Consider the following 15,233-nt stretch of genomic DNA (forward strand, 5'->3'; position numbering starts at 1 on the left):
AGAATGATACAACCAAAACAGAAAAGCGGACGAATCTTATGTTAGTTGGAATTCCACTAGAACAAAGTAACAGCACAATCAAACCAAAAGAGTGTGCTACCGAAATGTCTGATTACTTGGTAGCGGTTGCAAATACTCGATGCAAGCGTTCTTTTGCCAGAGTGTTTAATTATTTTGCGCCACGTCTGCGCTCCTACGCGTTAAAGCAAATGGGTAACGAAGCATTAGCGATGGAGCTTGTACAGGACACGATGTCGAACGTGTGGCAAAAAGCACACCTTTTCAACTCCGAGAAGGGCTCGCCTTCTACGTGGATATTTACGATTGCCCGCAACATTCGTTTCGATATGCTACGAAAGCTGCAGAACAGAAAAGAAGATGTTTGTTCTGACGATTTGTGGCCTGTATTGTGCGAGCAGACAGCAGACGCGAATGAGACGTCACTTGACGAGCAGGTAACGTTAGAGCAAATTGGTTTTATGTTTGAATCGCTTCCAGCTAAGCAAAAAGCTGTGGTTGAAGCTATCTATATCGACGGTAAATCACAACAAGAAGTCGCGGACGAACTTTCCATTCCTCTTGGTACGGTAAAGTCGAGAACTCGTCTGGCCCTTCAACGTTTAAAGGTCATGCTAAACGACAATGATTAAGTTTCATCCTAGTGCCCGACAGTTGTCTGATTTTGTTGAGGGCACGTTATCTCCTGCTATTTCGTTGATGGTTTCTGCGCACTGCGACATGTGTGGGAAATGTCAACGTCGAGTCGAAATAGAAACCGAAAGCCTTGCGGCTGAAATGGTGTCTTCGGCGGGCGCGAAAATGGATGACAATATTGATATGTCTTTCCAGTTTGGCGACATGCTTTCACAGATAACGACACTTCCTTCTGGTAAACAGTCTGATCTGGGCACGGTGCACGACGTTGAGTATCAGGAGCCCTTGAAAAAGCATACCATCCGCCGCTCGCAAGCAGGCGTAAGCACGATTGAACTGGACGGCAGGACGTTTACGTTGCCGAGAACGCTTCACCGTTACATCGACAAGACAGGTAGCTGGTCAAGCCTTGTTGGGAAACTTTGGCAGGCTCCCGTGGATTTAGGCAATCAAGGGGTTGCGAACTTCATTTTTATGGGGAGCGGTGGCAGTGTTCCGGAACATACTCATCGCGGTACCGAATACACACTCGTCATCGATGGTGAATTTAGTGACGGCCTGAGCCGGTACGACACTGGTGACTTTATTTTTATGAATGGCGAGAAAACGCACACTCCTAAAGCCGAGGGTAAAGAAGGGTGTTTGGTTTTCACTATTGTTGATCAGCCGTTACACTTTACGTCAGGCTTAGCGCGTTTATTAAACCCATTCAGTCATTTGTTTTTTAGGTAGCAACTAAAGATATTGTTTTAGTGGGTTGAAGAAAATACTGCTTAAAAGACAAAAACGAAAAAACGCACGTCAGGTGCGTTTTTTGTTTTTACTGATAACAGCTATTGCGCCTAGCTAATGAATTCACTATCTGGATAGTTTAATTTCAACGTTTTCATCGCATTGTTACGCAACTCTTCCAAGCCAAGTTGTTCATAGCTCGAAACCATAATTTCAAGGGCCTGCTGAACCTGTGTTGTGTTCGGGAAATGCTCAATAACATAACGTCCGCGGTTAGCAGCTGCAACGTAAGCCTGACGTCTCATATAGAAACGGGCGATAGCAATTTCGTAGCGCGCCAAGCGGTCTTTAATATGTACCATACGCTGTTTTGCGTCCGCAGCATATTTACTGTCTGGGTACTGCTGAATTAGCCTACGGAAATCTTCAAATGCCGCACGAGACTTCGATGGATCCCTGTCAGTACGGTCTATGTTCATCAATTCTTGGAATAAATTGCTATCAGATTCCATGTTAGTTAATCCACGCATGTAATAGGCGTAATCAACATCTGAGTGATTAGGGTTTAGACGAATAAACCTGTCGATAGTGGCTAGGGTTTCTTCGTTTTTGCCCGATTTATAGTAGCTATAAATCAAGTCAAGTTGAACCTGGTGAGAAAGTGGTCCAAAAGGATATCGGGAGTCTAGCGCACTCAATGTTTGCGCTGCAGCACTAAAGTTACCAACTTCCATGCTTTGTTTTGCTCTGTCGTACAGTTGCTGCGCACCCATGTTTGCTAAAACAGCTTTCTCTTCATTATCTGAAGAGCTACAACCTGCGACAGACACCATAGCACCAAGTAAAACCGGTGCCAGTAGACGAAATGATTTCATAATAATTCTATTTTCCTGCTAAACAGTTTTAGTACTTCGCTGTCTAAGCCCATGTGTTAAACAACAACACTTTAATTGCATTCTAACGTACTAACGGTGAGAAAAACCATACAAAAACGTAAACAAGGCAGTGTACAGCGTCAAACCTTGTTATAATACCCTTTTTTAGACGTAATCAATGGTGTTATGACAGAGTCGCCCAACACAATACAATTAGAAGCTTCAACGGAAGCTGCCCATTTTGGTTTACGGTTAGATCAGGTTTTGGCTGATTTGTTCCCTGAATATTCCCGTTCTAAGCTAAAAACTTGGATTCAAGACGGTAATGTGGCGGTAAACGGTGAGGTAATCACTATTCCACGCCATAAAATGCAGATGGAAGAGCTTGTTACCGTTCGCGCTGAGATGGATGTTCAAGTTACAAGTGAAGCGCAAGATATTGCCCTAGATATTGTCTATGAAGACGATCATATCTTAGTAATAAACAAGCCCGCTGACTTGGTTGTACACCCTGGTGCAGGTAATCCAAGTGGTACCGTGCTCAATGCGCTTTTAAATCATGTTCCTGAAATCGATAAGGTTCCTCGCGCAGGTATCGTTCATCGCCTCGATAAAGATACGACGGGCTTGATGGTAGTAGCAAAAACTATCCCAGCGCAAACGCATCTTGTCGATCAACTTCAGCGTCGAGAAATGAGTCGTGAGTATGAAGCAATAGCCTTAGGTACTATGGTCGCGGGAGGCATCGTTGATGAACCCATAGGAAGACATGCGACTAAGCGAACCCATATGGCGGTGCGCGAGTCGGGTAAGCCTGCAGTTACGCATTTCCGCGTTATTGAAAAGTTTAGAGCTTACACCCATTTACGTCTTAAGCTAGAGACAGGCCGTACTCATCAAATACGCGTGCATATGGCTCATATCAAGCATCCCTTATTGGGTGACCAAGTTTATGGCGGGCGTCCTCGTTTACCAAAAGGTGCCTCTGAGGAGTTTATTGCTGCTCTTCGCGGCTTTAAGCGTCAAGCACTTCATGCCGCTCAGCTTTCTCTATTCCACCCAGAAACTGAGGAGTGGATGACGTGGAAGGCACCTTTACCGCAGGATATGCAAGACATGTTAAAAGCGGTTAAAAAGGACAGCGAAGAAAACCCTCAAGACATGTTGTAAGTAGGTAAGAAGACCTATGCAAAATTCACATCAAGGCTCATCTATGTCAGTGGCGCTCGACCTGATCACGCCCGAGTGGCCTTGTCCGTCTAACGTTGTGGCTTACACTACGACTCGAGCGGGTGGCGTTAGCACTGGGGATTTTGCAGGCTTGAATGTTGGGGCTCACGTGGGCGACGACTTACTTTTGGTTAAAGCCAACAGAAGTCTTCTGCCTCACGGAGATAAAATCACATGGTTGGAACAGATTCACAGCAGCCGCGTGGTTTCTTTACCCAGCTTAGACACCACCGCAGATGCGGCTTATTCAACATCAACATCTCACTTCTGTGCCGTCATGACTGCAGACTGTGTACCTATCTTGTTATGCGATGAGCATGGACAAGAGGTCGCGGCAGTTCACGCTGGCTGGAAAGGTCTTCACACTAATATTATCAAAAACGCGGTTTTAAATTTTACCTGTCCGAGTAGTAAAATTATGGCGTGGATTGGGCCTGCTATCAGTCAGTCGTGCTACGAAGTAAATGAAGAATTAGCGGGGTTGTTCCGCCATATCCAGGGTGTAGTGGCGCCAAGTAGCAATCAAGATAGATATTTATTGAACTTACCCAAGATAGCGCAGGCTCAACTCGCGCAGGCGGGTGTCGAGAATGTAACGCAAAGTAACTTATGTACCTATTCTGATGAACATCACTTTTATTCTCACCGTAGGGCAACGCATCAACAAAAGCGAACCACAGGAAGAATGGTCAGTGTGATTGGTATACGCTAATTTCAGTGATTGCTCACCTGTAGATGTGCTGGTAAAAATTCGGTCAACCAAATCAAAGTTTGCGCTATATCAAATCCTCAATAGTCTTTTTCATCTTTTTGGCTATCTTTTAGCGCTTATACTTGAATCACAATTCCGCTGCCTACATAACTAGACTATACATAATTGTTTATTTTTTAGGTTGAGATTATGAGACTAGATAGATTTACCAGTAAATTTCAGCTCGCGATTTCCGATGCTCAATCACTCGCGTTGGGGCGAGATCATCAATATATTGAACCTGTTCATTTAATGACAGCCATGCTTAATCAGCAAGGAGGTTCAGTTCGTCCATTGTTAGATCAGGCAAACATTAATGTAAATGCGCTGCGCTCAGCATTGAGTCAGGCTATTGAGCGTTTACCCCGCATAGAAGGTATAGGAGGCGATGTTCAGTTAAGCAAAGACAGCGGCATATTACTGAACCTTTGCGATAAAATCGCGCAGCAGCGGAAAGATGAATACATCACATCCGAAATCTTTGTGCTGGCAGCATTACAAGATAAAGGTCGATTGGGTGAGATTTTTAAAAGTTTAAATATCACGAAAGAAGTCATTGAAAGTGCGATAGACGACATGCGTGGTGGTCAGAAGGTGACAGATCCGAACGCTGAAGACGTGCGTCAAGCGCTAGAGAAGTATACCACAGACTTAACCGAACGGGCTGAACAAGGAAAGCTTGACCCTGTCATCGGGCGAGATGAAGAAATTCGCAGGACCGTTCAGGTGTTGCAGCGTAGAACCAAAAACAACCCTGTGCTTATTGGTGAGCCAGGTGTGGGTAAAACCGCGATTGTTGAAGGTTTGGCACAGCGTATCATTAATGGCGAAGTGCCAGAAGGACTCAAAAACAAGCGTGTGCTTGCCCTTGATATGGGGGCGTTGGTGGCCGGCGCTAAATATCGCGGTGAGTTTGAAGAGCGCTTGAAAGCAGTGCTGAACGAATTGGCGAAAGAAGAAGGACGCGTTATTTTATTTGTTGACGAGCTACACACTATGGTGGGAGCAGGAAAGGGCGACGGTGCAATGGATGCGGGGAATATGCTTAAACCTGCGCTGGCTCGCGGTGAGCTTCACTGTGTGGGCGCAACCACGTTAGACGAATACCGTCAGTACATTGAAAAAGATGCAGCGCTAGAGCGTCGTTTCCAAAAAATATTGGTTGAAGAGCCTAGCGTTGAAGACACCATCGCCATCTTACGAGGGCTTAAAGAACGCTACGAGCTTCATCACTCGGTGGATATCACTGACCCAGCTATTGTAGCAGCCGCCAGTTTGTCCCATCGCTATATAAGCGACCGTCAGCTACCGGATAAGGCCATTGACCTTATCGATGAAGCGGCATCTAGCATTCGTCTGCAAATAGACTCTAAGCCGGAAGAAATGGACCGACTAGAGCGCCGTATTATTCAGCTCAAGTTAGAAGAGCAGGCGCTTGCTAAAGAAACGGACGATGCAAGTCATAAAAGACTTGAAATGATCGAACTAGAGCGTGAGCAAGCGGAAACCAAATATTCAGAGCTCGAAAAAGTATGGCTGGATGAAAAAGACGCCATGCAGGGTACCCAAACTATTAAAGGCGAACTTGAGCAAGCCAAACTAGATTTGGAAATTGCGCGACGGGCTTCTGATTTAAATCGTATGTCGGAACTTCAGTATGGTCGGATTCCTGAACTTGAGGCCAAGCTTGAGCAGGCGGCTGAAAATGAAACTCGAGAAACAACCTTACTTAAAAACAAAGTAACTGATGCAGAAATCGCTGATGTGCTTTCTCGGTGGACGGGTATTCCAGTGGCAAGAATGCTGGAAGGCGAGCGTGAAAAATTACTTCGCATGGAAGACGTCCTTCATAAACGAGTCGTTGGTCAAGAAGAGGCCGTTCAGTCTGTATCAAATGCAATACGTCGTTCTAGAGCCGGGCTTGCCGACCCAAATCGTCCAATCGGTTCCTTCCTTTTCTTAGGGCCTACGGGGGTAGGGAAGACAGAGCTGTGCAAAGCGTTAGCTGGTTTCATGTTTGATACTGAAGACGCCATGATACGCATCGATATGTCTGAGTTCATGGAGAAACACTCTGTGGCGCGTTTAGTTGGCGCTCCTCCAGGCTACGTTGGCTATGAAGAAGGTGGTTATTTAACCGAAGCGGTGCGTCGTAAGCCTTATTCAGTAATATTGTTAGACGAAGTTGAAAAGGCGCATCCCGATGTATTCAACATTCTGCTTCAGGTATTAGATGACGGCAGACTAACTGACGGACAAGGACGCACCGTAGACTTTAAAAATACGGTTGTGATCATGACGTCTAACTTGGGCTCAGACATCATTCAAGATAAGCACAACGAAAGCCAGTATGACGAAATGAAAGGGATGGTAATGAATGTGGTAGGACAACATTTCAGACCTGAATTCATTAACCGCGTTGATGATATTGTGGTATTTCATCCACTTGGGAAAGAGCAAATTAAGTCTATTGCGAAAATTCAGCTTGCCTCTCTTCGCGCAAGATTGGCAGAAAAAGGGTATAAACTTACGTTGTCTGCGGCTGCCATGGACAAGTTGGCCGATGCGGGCTTCGACCCTGTGTTTGGCGCGCGTCCTCTTAAGCGAGCGATACAAGTGCAGGTGGAAAATCCGCTTGCGCATCAGTTGTTAGCAGGGGAGTTAATACCCGAGTCAACAGTGCGTATAGATGCAGACGACAGCGGGCTTTTTATTGTCAGCAACTAGGAAGTATTGAGATCAGCTACTTCAAAGGCACTGGAAACAGTGCCTTTTTTATTGCCTTATTACTGCCTTTTCCTTTAGTTTACCTGTTAGAGCAAACTTAGCGCAGGTGTTAGGAGTTATTCATGCAAACAGCCCCAATTATTGGCGCATTTAAACGCGTACTCGGGGAAGGTAACCTTACCGTTGGTAAACGTCAAACCGAACACTACCGAAAAGGGTGGCGCTCTGGCGAGGGTGACGCATTAGCGGTACTTTTTCCACAAACGCTAATGCAATATTGGAAAGTGCTTAAGGTTTGCGTTGAACATAACTGTATCATCATTATGCAGGCCGCGAAAACCGGGCTGACCGAAGGCTCGACACCTAGCGGTGACGATTATGATAGACCGGTAGTAGTAATTAACACCCTAGCTATGGACGATATCGTTCTAATAAATGATGGTAGGCAGGTGTTGAGTTTTCCAGGTGCAACCTTGTTTAAGCTTGAAAAAATGCTGAAGCCCTTGGGGCGTGCTTCGCATTCAGTAATTGGCTCATCGTGTTTGGGGGCGTCAATAGTTGGCGGTGTGGCAAACAATTCAGGTGGGGCGTTAGTTAAACGGGGGCCTGCGTATACTGAGTTATCGCTATTTGCCCAAATAGATAAAAACGGTGAACTGAAGCTTATTAATCATTTAGGAATAGATTTAGGCGATGACCCAGAAGAGATTATCGGAAACCTTTCTTCAAGCAACTTTGCAAAATCACTACCCGATACTGACAAGCAAGCGTCAGCTAGTGACTACGAACATATCGTTCGAGATGTGAGTGCTAATACGCCTAGCCGCTTTAATGCCGACCCATCAAGGCTATATGAAGCCAGCGGTTGCGCGGGAAAGATTGCAGTTTTTGCTGTGCGCTTAGATACATTCGAAGTGTCCAAGAAAGAACAAACGTTCTACATCGGTACGAATGATGCTGCTGTGTTTACCCGTATTCGCAAAGAAATTTTGTCGACCTTTAAACACATTCCTGAAGTAGGCGAATACCTTCACAGGGAGATGTTTGATATTGCTGATGTGTACGGCAAAGATACAATATTAAGTATTGAGCGTCTGGGAACTGATTCACTACCTAAAATGTTTGCACTTAAAGGGCGGGTGGATGCTGTGCTTAACAAGCTGCCTTTTATACCTGCTTATTTGAGTGATAGCGTTATGCAGTTTGGTAGTAAGTTCTTTCCTGATCAAATTCCTTCGAGCCTAAGAGCCTTCCGCGACAAGTTCGAGCATCATCTTATCCTTAAAATGAGCGATGGAGGTATTGAAGAGGCTAGCACACTTTTATCCAGGTTGTTTAATGAAGAGCAATTAGAAGGTGACTTCATTACCTGTAATGAAGAGGAAGCCTCTAAGGCGTTTTTATTGCGTTTCGCCGCCGCGGGAGCAGCAGTGCGCTATCAAATGCTACATCACAAGCAAGTAGGGGATATTTTAGCGTTAGATATTGCTTTACGCCGTAACGATGATTTTTGGGTAGAAGAGTTGCCCGAGTATATTGCCCAATATGTAGAAAAATCGCTTTATTACGGGCATTTCTTTTGCCATGTTTTCCATCAAGATTACATATTGAAAAAGGGCAGCGATGCCAAAAAAGTAAAAGCGAATATGTTGGCATTATTAGATAGCCGCGGTGCTAAATATCCTGCCGAGCATAACGTCGGGCATTTGTATGAAGCTGAGAGTACGTTACAGCAGTTTTACAGAGAGCTAGACCCTACCAATACCTTTAATCCAGGCATTGGTAAGATGGAGAAGCACAAACGCAATTGTTCGTGCTGCCTTTAGTTGAAGGTGAAGAGAGTCTGATTACAGGCTCTCTAGTAACGCTTTAGCTTTTGGGCGCTTAAAGAATGGGCGCTCAACATTTACGGCATACTCCAGCTCTTTCTTCGCTTCCTCAATTCTATTGAGTTTAGCTAAAGTATAGCCTAGGTGGTAGCGAATATTCGGGTCGTTGGCATCCCTTGCGAACGCGTCTCTCAACATTTTAAGGCTGCCTTCGTAATCGCCTTGCAGTGCTTTAATGTGCCCAAAGGTATCTAATATTTTGGCTGAATTAGGCTGCAGCTCGTACGCTTGGCGCGCATAGTTTTTCGCGGTAACCAGAGACTTTTCTATATGCATGATAGCTAAACGGTTAAAGGCCTCCGCTGGGTTGAGAAGATTCGGCTCTTCAACAAGCTCTTTGTATAGTGCTATCGATTCGTCAAACTCTTGAATAAAGAAAAGGTACTGTGCCAGTAGGTTTTTCGCCAGTAGATTGTTTTCATTTTCGTTCACCAATTTGCGGGCAGTATTTAAAAATACATCAACAAACTGTTCGTTTAAGGCGTAGTTGTAGATCGCAACAAAGGCCTGGGCAAAAGAAGCGTCGACTTCTAGCGCTTTTTCAAAAGCGTTAATTGCACTTTCATTATTGCCTTTATTCGCAGCCAATCTTCCTTTCAGAAAATGATAGACCGGGCTTTGTTGCTGGTTTGCAGGAATGGTCGCTAACAACGACTGTGCTTTATCGTTTTTCTGCAAATCTAACAATAAGCTTGTATAGCGCAACGTAACAAACGTACTTGTGTTGGCTATTTCGTACGCACGATCCATGGCGTCTAACGCGCCCTCATTATCACCAATATTTCGGGCTTGGTCGGCATAGGCAATTAATTTACCCGCGTCATCATTAATAAAATTTCTTACAATGCTTAGCGTTTTTTCGGCGTCGGCACGTTGATTACTAGCAAGCTGAAGGGCTGCTTTTCGAAGAAGGTAGTCAGCATTGTCGAAGTCATCTTTAATTAGCAGGTCTAAGTGATACAGTGCATTCTTAGTATCGCCTTGTTGCTGATACAAAGAAGAAACGCGTTCCCTAGCACCGATATTCGACGGCGTAAGTGTTAGTAAATCGAGATAGATTTGCTTTGCTTCATCTACCTTGCCTGCTTTGGTCAAATTAAACGCTTTTAGCATGAGCGTTTCATTATGCTGTGGTGACAAAGTAAGAAGTTCTTCAATCAATTGATTAGAAGTTTCTACGTTGCCCAAGCGGCTTTCTGTCGCCGCCAAATTGAATTTTGCAGGAAAAAGGGTAGGGTTCTGCGCCAGCGCTTTCTCGATGTTGGTTTTAGCTTCTTCTAACTGCCCTTGCCTAATCAAGATGCCAGCTTTAAGGTTGTATACTTCAGCTTCGTCGGGGTAGAGTTTACTTAGCAGATTTGCACCTTTTAATGCATTATCAAATTTCTGCGCTTGTAAATTCATTAATGAATATGTGAAAAGAAAACCTGCGTTATCTTTATAGTTAGGTAAATTGTTTTCGAGGATCGAAAGGGCTTCGTCCTGTTTCCCCCTCGCTGCCATCAGCTTAATTTTGAAAAGCTGAAGCTTATTTTCATTCGGGTACTTATATTCAAGGTTTTGCAACAGTCGTTCAGCTTTAAACGCTTTGTTTTGGCGAATAAACAGGTCACCGAGAAGAAGCGCAGAGTCCGGGTCTTCCATTAGCGCATCTTGATGACGTTCAAGCAGCGCGAGTGCTTGTTTATCCTGCTGAGTTGCCGTATAGACCTGGCTTAGCATTAATACTGCCTGTAGGTCATCTGGCTCCTGCTGCAAATAGGCGTTAAAGTCTTTTGCGGCTGTTTCCATGTTGTTATTAAAGAAGTTCGTTAAACCACTTATGTACAGCAACATGGGTTGAGAGGTTATCAGCTCAGGGTCGAGCTGCGCCATGAAATCGTTGAGCTCTTTTAGTTTTTCGTTATCAATAGCTTGCTGGTTATCTCTGCTTTGCAGCCAGCTGTTAAGCAGTATGGCCAGAGGGTCGTTGGGCGTATCTTCAATAATTTCATCAACAAAAAGCTTTGCTGTGTCGTAATCTTTTGCTTCTAAATACAAATCTACAAGATTACGCAGTGCAATAGGATCGTCGCGATTAAACGTCAGCGCTTTTTGTAAATGTGCGGTTGCGCCGTCGGTATCACCTTGTCGATAGGCAAGCTGGCCCTTTAATCGCCATGTGATTGCGTTTTCTGGTTCTAACGACATGGCTTTGTCGATAAGAGACGTTGCTTTAGATAAGTCTTCATTTTGAAGGGCAATAGAGGCTAAACCATTTATAGCGGGCACAAAGTTGGGCGTACGTGAAACAATAGTGTTGTAGTCGCGCAATGCACATTGCTCGTCTTCTAACCGAATACATGCCGTAGCACGAATCATTAACCACTCGCGCTCTGCTTCACCCGACAGCTTGTTTATATCAGAGAAGTCTACAATCTCTTGATATCGGTTTAAAAATAGCCATGTGTTGCCAAGTGGCTCTGCCAGAAGATTAATATCAGCACCCATTTCCAGTGCTTCTACAAACTCCATTTCGGCCGCAGTAAGGTAGCCATTAATCAACAGTATTTCGCCCATTAATATCTTTGCAGCAAGGTTTTCTGGGTCTTTTTGTAAGCTATTTTTAAGGTGAATATAGGCTTCGTCGTATTCGTTTTGATTAAACGCGGTAAGCGCTTTTTCATAGTCTTCTGACGTAGTAGCAAAACTGTTAAAAGCGATTAATGATGAGGCAACTGCAGAGACAATAGTGCGTTGTACAACACGCTTCTTATTATTAAAAAAATCCATATAAACCTTCGAAACTTAGCCTAGCTACTGGCTTTAAAATAGCATAAAAAAAGGTGGCCTAAGCCACCTTCTAAAGATACGTGTTTTCTAAGCGTTTTTAAACAATTAAACGCGACGCTTACGTCTATAAAGAACAAGACCCAAACCTAAGCTCATTAGTGCAAGGGCACCTGGTTCGCTTACTTCTGTGTTAGTCTTTGTTTCAGTCGTGTTACTAAACCCTAAGCCAGCGATCTTAAATGCATCATTTAAAGTAGACCCGCTAGACGTAGTACCGAAAACCGTATTATAGGCACCTACAAGCCAATATTTGGCTGTAGAAGAAAAGTTCAAATTAGAAACACCACGGTTGTGTGATAGCCTTTCAATTGAAAAAGAACTTGAGACTGCATCAGAGATAATACTTGACCACGTGGAGTTTTCGCTCGTAAGTTTGTTAAAACCTGTATCGGTAATAGCAGCAACGGAAACTTCTTGTGAACCATTTTCAAAATCCGCCCATCCAAAGTTTAATCTATCCAATTGAACTTCTTCGCTGAAACTTAATAGAATAAAGTCGTAATCTGGATATTGGCCGGTACTGTTATCAATGGTTTGGTGGCTTCCTTCGTCTTCAAGAGAGTTTTTAACGGCCCAGCCGTAGTCAAATACTTTTTGTACCTCAGCTCTAACTACGCGTTTATAGTCCCAGTTGTCATGTTCATCTAACCTTTCAACATCTGACCATCCCGATATTGATAAATTAATATCATTGAGGTTCAAAGAATCGAAAGTAGTGACCAAAGATCCACCGTTTGGGTCTGTCCCAACATTCACACTGTCGAAGTTATAATTGTAAGAATGTTCTTGAATAAATGTATCTTCACCCCACGCTAAATTTGAACTTAAAAACAATGCTGATACAAAGGTAATGATTCGCATTTTCTACTACTCTACGTTGATGGCTCTTATGATGTTTTGTGTGGGTTAAGCATAGAATGTGCCATTTTTTATGTATTTAATTAGTAAGGAAATTAATTAGTGTTGATTTCGAAAAGTAAAAAAAACTGACAGGTTGTACTACCTGTCAGTGATCTAAAGTCTAATATCCTTAAATAAGTTTCTTGCGGCGCCACATGGCGAAGAGTGAACAGGCCATGAGTAGGCCGATAGTCCCAGGTTCCGACACTTCCGTTGTATCGGGCGTGCCCGTTGTTTCTATAACAGAGAAACCAATGTTGGCGAGTTTGAGCGCATCATTACCCACTCTCCCGCCAATATCGCCAAATACTGTGTTGTAGGCACCCACCAACCAATATTGAGCGGACTCGGTGAAAGTAAAGTCAGCGCGGTGATCTAGATATTCACAGCTCTCAATATCAAACGAAGCTGACGTTAAGGCATCCGCGACGATATCACTCCAAGTATTTATTCCTGAAGTTAATTTTGAGGTATTGCTAAGCGCCGCCACAGACACCTGACTATCACTGCTGCTGTGTAACCAAGAAAAGCTAGCGCCGGTTAGCGTTACCGCAGAATCAAACGATAGCAAAACAAAATCATAGTCCCGCTCAACGTTTGTAAATCTATAATGTTCAGAATTACTGCTACCGCTTGAGAAGTAATTTAAATTATCAATCGCGTGGTCGGAATAACCTTTGTAATTCGCCTCGTCATTATTTGTTACGCCATAAGCCCATTTATCAGAGATTTTTTCTAACTTGGCACCAACGACAGTTTCACCCGAAATACCATGAGTATCAGAAAAGGCAGACATATTTATATTTAGGCCATCAATTTGAACGGTGGAATCATTTGTGGGGGAGTGCTGTGTTACTTTATTGTCCACTAAATCGTAATTGTACTCACCGAGTGGTGAGTTACATACATTACTTTGCTCAGTGGTTTGGGTTGATGAGCCACAGTGAGAATAGCTTTGCTTTGTATAATAGTAGGTGGCAAATGCAGTGCTTACGTTCAGACTAGATAGCAAAGCGGTAGATAGAATGACCATAGATTGTAAAGAAAACGATTTATGAAGTAATCGCATGACTACTTTCCTCTATAAGAAGCGCTTTGCGCTTCGAGTACTTACCTAATAAGCTATGCGTATCTTGATATGCAATACTTTTAAGTAGTACTTAAATTCAACATGGATTTGTATGATATCTGAACGGTGAGCTGTTTAAGGTATCTTGGCGTATACCTAGTTATTAGCGCTTGATCAATTGCTATCGAAACCTACGTCGAATCTAACGATGGCTGTATGCCGACTTAGTTTAAGAAAACACACGTGTCTGAATGAATATATTTAACAGCGCTTTGAGTGGTCGTGTGTAGGGAATATATGTAAGGAAGCATGCTACTTTTTACTTTGCTATGCGTTCTTACATATCTATGAAATAATTAACGCAATTATATGTAGAAGTACGAGGACATATGTCTGATCAAAAACGTAAAGGGATATACTTACTTCCCAACTTATTAACAACAGCAGGGTTGTTTTCTGGTTTCTTCGCTGTGGTTTCATCAATGAACGGTCGGTTTGAAGCTGCGGCGGTAGCTATTTTCGTAGCTATGATTTTTGATGGCCTAGATGGGCGTGTGGCGCGAATGACAAATACGCAAAGCGACTTTGGTGCCGAGTATGACTCAATGGCCGATATGGTTTCGTTTGGTGTGGCACCAGCGCTTGTTGCTTACAACTGGGGGTTGACCGAGCTGGGTAAACTAGGTTGGCTGGCCGCCTTTATATATGTAGCAGGTGCTGCTCTTCGTTTAGCTCGCTTTAATACACAAGTGGGTATTGCTGATAAGCGCTTCTTTCAAGGTCTGGCAAGTCCGGCTGCAGCCGCAGTTGTGTCGGGCCTGGTGTGGGTTGGTGTAGAATATGACGCCGTGGGTACTGATTACGGTTTCATTGTTGCTGTAATAACCGGCTTAGCTGGGCTATTGATGGTCAGTAACTTTAAGTACAATTCTTTTAAAGAGGTGAACTGGCACGGCAAGGTTCCATTTGTTGGGTTGCTTTTAGTACTGCTTATATTCGTTGTTGTGGCAACAGAGCCAGCTCTAGTATTGTTTTTGGTGTTTGCTTTGTATGCACTTGCTGGGCCTATCAATACTTTTCGTACCGTTGATAAGGTTACTTTGGATGACGTAGTGGGCGATCACGAAGAAGACGCAGACTTTAATGCTGAAAAAAAGAAACACAATGAGGGTGTAGACGGTCCTCAGTAGCCAATGAACGTACAGGGGCGATTTTTTAAGGAAACTGTCCCTTTAAAGGGTGAAAGAAAACAAACTTTAAGTAAATAGTGCGTGAAACAAGCAAATAGATTAAAAAGCGACCGAATGGTCGCTTTTTTTATATTTATTTAAAAAAGGGTGTTGACGACACAGTGAGAATGCGTAAAATGCGCGCCTCCTCAACAGGGAACAGCAAAACGCTAACAACTGATGAGGATGTCAAAAACCAAGTTTAAAAATAAATAAACAAAAGTTGTTGACAAAAAAAAGATGCGCTGTAAGATACTCATCCGCTTCGGGAGAGGCAGCTAGCAAAACTAGCAATGTTCTTTAACAATTTAGACAAGACAATCTGTGTGGGCACTCGTTAAGAGT

11 protein-coding genes are annotated in these 15,233 nt (G+C 43.6%); 7 read left to right on the forward strand and 4 right to left on the reverse strand.

The window, feature by feature from the left end; translation table 11 throughout:
* The first annotated feature begins 38 nt into the window (after positions 1 to 38).
* Positions 39 to 650 (forward strand): sigma-70 family RNA polymerase sigma factor, encoded by a 612-nt coding sequence (locus tag JC525_RS13995; RefSeq protein ID WP_198816367.1) that lies wholly within the window; start codon positions 39 to 41, stop codon positions 648 to 650.
* Entirely contained in the window at positions 643 to 1,386 is a 744-nt protein-coding gene (locus tag JC525_RS14000) for a ChrR family anti-sigma-E factor (protein WP_198816368.1), read from the forward strand. The genes JC525_RS13995 and JC525_RS14000 overlap by 8 nt, the downstream gene beginning before the upstream one ends.
* Positions 1,387 to 1,496: 110 nt before the next feature.
* Here the strand turns inward: JC525_RS14000 and JC525_RS14005 are convergent, their stop codons facing one another.
* A complete protein-coding gene (locus JC525_RS14005; RefSeq protein WP_105931734.1) occupies positions 1,497 to 2,261 on the reverse strand; it encodes an outer membrane protein assembly factor BamD in 765 nt (254 codons plus the stop codon).
* A 186-nt stretch (positions 2,262 to 2,447) separates the two neighbouring features.
* Here JC525_RS14005 and rluD point away from each other — a divergent pair, with 186 nt between their 5' ends.
* The 4 genes from rluD (at position 2,448) to dld (ending at position 8,795) form a co-directional block, all read left to right on the forward strand.
* On the forward strand, positions 2,448 to 3,431 hold the full coding sequence (rluD, locus tag JC525_RS14010; protein WP_198816369.1) for a 23S rRNA pseudouridine(1911/1915/1917) synthase RluD: 984 nt from the start codon (positions 2,448 to 2,450) through the stop codon (positions 3,429 to 3,431).
* Between the two features lie 16 nt (positions 3,432 to 3,447).
* Entirely contained in the window at positions 3,448 to 4,203 is a 756-nt protein-coding gene (gene pgeF / locus JC525_RS14015) for a peptidoglycan editing factor PgeF (protein WP_198816370.1), read from the forward strand.
* Positions 4,204 to 4,392: 189 nt separating this feature from the next.
* Positions 4,393 to 6,969, forward strand: a complete 2,577-nt coding sequence (clpB, locus tag JC525_RS14020) for an ATP-dependent chaperone ClpB (protein ID WP_198816371.1) — start codon at positions 4,393 to 4,395, stop codon at positions 6,967 to 6,969.
* Between the two features lie 122 nt (positions 6,970 to 7,091).
* On the forward strand, positions 7,092 to 8,795 hold the full coding sequence (dld, locus tag JC525_RS14025) for a D-lactate dehydrogenase (protein ID WP_198816372.1): 1,704 nt from the start codon (positions 7,092 to 7,094) through the stop codon (positions 8,793 to 8,795).
* 21 nt (positions 8,796 to 8,816) lie between these two features.
* On the opposite strand, the gene prsT is transcribed toward dld, so the two are convergent.
* From prsT to xdp1 (JC525_RS14040), 3 genes are all read right to left on the reverse strand, one after another.
* The gene (gene prsT / locus JC525_RS14030) at positions 8,817 to 11,630 is read right to left on the reverse strand and encodes an XrtA/PEP-CTERM system TPR-repeat protein PrsT (protein WP_198816373.1); all 2,814 of its coding nucleotides are present in this window, start codon (positions 11,628 to 11,630) and stop codon (positions 8,817 to 8,819) included.
* 105 nt (positions 11,631 to 11,735) lie between these two features.
* The gene (gene xdp1, locus JC525_RS14035) at positions 11,736 to 12,551 is read right to left on the reverse strand and encodes an exosortase-dependent surface protein XDP1 (RefSeq protein WP_198816374.1); all 816 of its coding nucleotides are present in this window, start codon (positions 12,549 to 12,551) and stop codon (positions 11,736 to 11,738) included.
* 169 nt (positions 12,552 to 12,720) lie between these two features.
* Positions 12,721 to 13,659, reverse strand: a complete 939-nt coding sequence (gene xdp1 / locus JC525_RS14040) for an exosortase-dependent surface protein XDP1 (protein WP_198816375.1) — start codon at positions 13,657 to 13,659, stop codon at positions 12,721 to 12,723.
* 389 nt (positions 13,660 to 14,048) lie between these two features.
* On the opposite strand from xdp1 (JC525_RS14040), the gene pssA reads away from it, so the two are divergent.
* Complete coding sequence (pssA, locus tag JC525_RS14045; RefSeq protein WP_198816376.1) at positions 14,049 to 14,849, forward strand: CDP-diacylglycerol--serine O-phosphatidyltransferase; 801 nt, start codon at positions 14,049 to 14,051, stop codon at positions 14,847 to 14,849.
* Positions 14,850 to 15,233: the final 384 nt, after the last annotated feature.

The organism is Alteromonas sp. IB21 (genome assembly GCF_016405965.1).
In the GTDB taxonomy this organism is placed as follows: domain Bacteria; phylum Pseudomonadota; class Gammaproteobacteria; order Enterobacterales; family Alteromonadaceae; genus Alteromonas.